2 protein-coding genes are annotated in these 3,401 nt (G+C 43.2%); both read right to left on the minus strand.

What is annotated here, in order from left to right; translation table 11 throughout:
* The coding region (locus EGI32_RS10700) for a hypothetical protein (protein WP_255155383.1) at window positions 1-2,984 on the minus strand (2,984 nt) is incomplete at its 3' end.
* Window positions 2,985-3,030: 46 nt separating this feature from the next.
* A partial coding sequence (locus EGI32_RS10705; protein ID WP_255155384.1) for a hypothetical protein occupies window positions 3,031-3,401 on the minus strand: 371 nt, incomplete at its 5' end.

A 3,401-nucleotide genomic window follows, 5' to 3' on the forward strand; every position in this document is an offset into this window, starting at 1 on the left:
GTATTGCTGCTGTTGCACATCACGGCCATCCATGCCATACTCCACAACGATTTTGGTGTCGGGTTGGGATATACGTCAAAATCCACGCCGATGTATTTCTTTATCGTAATAGAATAGGCTGGCAGAAGCGAGAAGAACGGATCTGCCGTAACAATACCTGTTCCACTACCAGTACTGATTACTTCTTCAATAAAATGATTATTATTTGCCTCGGTCCAGGTATTTGTTTCACGAAGTATTTTATCATATGAATAGCTTGGTAAAAGTAATTGCTTTACTTTCTGTAACTTATTATATTCAGGATGTAACGGAAGAAGATCTTTCGCCCAGGCTGCTTTGAAATTATCGGCCAGCTCTTGTGGAGTGAAGGCTTTAACACTGATTGGCTCTACTTCTCCATACTCATTATGATATTGCACCAGAGGGCTCTTGTACCTGTCTGCATTAAAAATATTCCATGGCCTGTTTGAATACTTTTCATAGCGCCCGTAATCATCATTGAATGGTTCACCGGGATTGATTATGTTATCGTCGTCAAGGTCAAGATCCAGGCGTGCATATTGCCCTTCGTCCGGTGTCATATCGTCGAGCATGGCATTTTCTATGGATGCTACTACGTTGTCTGCCCCTTTACATAATGCGTCGCAGGCTTTCATTCCTTCGTCATAAGAAGCTTTGATCTCGTTCTCATAACTTACGGTGGTGAGTGGATTAATTCCCTGTTGGGTGAGGAAAGCGCTCCGGTATTGCTGATATGTTCCGAGGCTGGTGGTACAGGAAGCACAGGTGATGTTGCAAGGGAACTGTGCCTGCATAACCGGCGTCCTTTCATCTATAAACTCCTGGAGGGTTTTGCAAATATTATTTTGCAGGAATATATTTTCCCGGTAGTGATCCTGCGCTCTTTTACTTACAGTAAGTATCTTAACAACATCATATTCTCCTTCGGGAAGGGTAACGTCAAATTCGGCAGTGATAGCTGACGCCGATGTGAGGCAATCCAGGTCAACATTAGGCACATTTCCCGGATTACTAAAAGTAAGGTTGGTCCTTTTTTCTACGATAGGTGTGATACAACCGCCGGAGATCCGTATTTCAAGATCATAATAACAATCATAACAGATTTTTTCGTCGTCACAATTGTTCATTTCCAGATCCTTTGCGCTCATCCGGTATTTGAATTGAAAAAGATCTTCCTGAGGTACCACGAGCGATGTGGTAGAAATGAGGCTTCGCCCGTCTTTAATGTTATTGGTAGTGGTAAGTAATTCTCTCTCGACCCTTATTGGTGTTGTTATATAAGAATCGAGCGGTTTTACAGATACAGGCGGAATACCGGCAAGGGCTGTTGCCACGGTGCGTCCATGGGCATCTACATAACTCACGCTGTATTGCCCGTTAGGGTCGCGTACCATGTTTTTGGAATAATGACTGGCATCGCCGGCTTCCGTTCCAAAAAGTGCATCCAGCTCAAGCTGATCGGGTTTACCGTAAAAATATTTCGTATCGGCTTTTTGAATGCTGTTTAGTTGAAAAACAGGGCCTACGCCGCCTTGTGAGGCAATACGGCCGGTAGCATCCTGGGTGTATAAAGTCTGTACAAAAGGATATCCCTGGGCATTCGGGATATATTTATTTAAGCCATCATTTACCTCGCTGTTAGCCGCAGAATAATATCTGGCAGCTCCGGAAAGTGTATTAAATTGGAGTGGAGGTGTTTGGTAATCGCAGAAAGTATTATTGGCTGGCATCAGATCAAAAGCATCTTTTGGTGTTGCCGGATCTCCGTCAAATACGTTGAAATCTTTGGTGTAGCTGATCACAGAATTCAAAGTGGGAGTAGGAAGTATATTTACCGCGGGACGGCCCTGGTAATCATAAAACGTTTCTGCTACAACGGTCTTCCTGGTCACATTATCTTTGGTTACTGTCTGGCGCCCGCGAAGCGTTCCGTCAAAATACTGCATCACTGTTTTATTCTTACCTTCTTCGGCAAAAGAAGTAGTCCGTTGCCAGTTTAGCTGCTCGGCAGAATGCCCCGAAGTTTGAGTAAAATAAGTGATCCCGTCAAAACCCACCGCACTCCATTTACCATTGATCACCTGGCCACTTTCGAGGTATTGGACAGGCCGTATACGATAAAATAAATTCCCTCCGCCATCATATAGGGCGGGTATCCGGAAAGTATTTTTGTTGGCAGAGATCGTTACGCGACTGGAATTATTTCTGAACAGCAGATCTGCATCAAAATCCATGGTACCGCCATTATTCTTTTTGTATTCTTCGAGCGCTTCTTCGTCTACCCATGTCCACTCTATATCTATATGGGTTTTACCATTTGCTATTTCCGCATTTGCAGGCCATGTTATCGGCAATTCATCTACCACTATTTCTCCTCCGGGAAAGGAAGGTGTTAAGACCTGATCGTAATTAAATACATAATCACGCTTGCGCAGCATACGGTTTTCCAATTCCAGCACAGCCCACACATCCCATGCTACTGATTTGTAGGGTACATCGATAATGGTCACTTTTACTTTGCGGCACTGATCGAATTTTATAGTTTGCCGGGCATTATATTTTACACCCCCGGCTTTTGTATAAGTAACTTCCAGGAAGGTAGAATTGACAGATCCTGTTGTACCGTTTACCAGCGTATAATCTATTTTGATATTTACTTTAGCTGTAAAATCACTCGGGATGTACATGATCATATCTTCCCTCACCAGCAGGCTTACAACATTAGTGATCTTATCATTGGCAGGATTGGCAATGGTAGGGTTCAACGTACCACTATAAAAAATATCATCGATCACTTCTTTGGTTTGCGCCATGGTACCACTTACATCATCCTTTACGAACTCCGTGGCTCCGCGAAAACTTGATGATAACGGCGGATCGTCTGTTGCGAAGCAACAGTTAGTGATGATCAGCAGGTTGATGGCCAGCAAGAATGTCCTGATTGTATTTTTTATTCTACCCATAAAAGTTATGTAATTATGAATTTCCTATTATTCCCTGATAATGCTTTTACTGAACTCCTATATATTCAAAAGGAGCCTGATTGTAATACTGTGCGTCTTCGTCTTCATTTAAAAAACCGCTGGTGAGGAACCTGTAGTTCCTGAATTTCTGTCCGGGCTCGTATATTTTTCGCTGGCGGTTGTAGATCACATATTTTGCTTCATTGAACAGGTCTGAAGCGGGCCCTCTGGAATAAGCTGAAAAATTTATGTCCACCGTTTTATTCTGCAGGTACATGGTCGTTACGACATCTTCTTCCTGCGGTGCCGGTTCAAAATAACTGAAGCGCATTTTGGCCGGCTGGTAATTATCACGATCGTAGTAGATATCAAACTTTTGAAAAAAACCGGCGGCATTATATTCCGGCACTGTTGTTT

It is taken from the genome of Ferruginibacter sp. HRS2-29, from assembly GCF_024343615.1.
GTDB lineage: Bacteria > Bacteroidota > Bacteroidia > Chitinophagales > Chitinophagaceae > Ferruginibacter.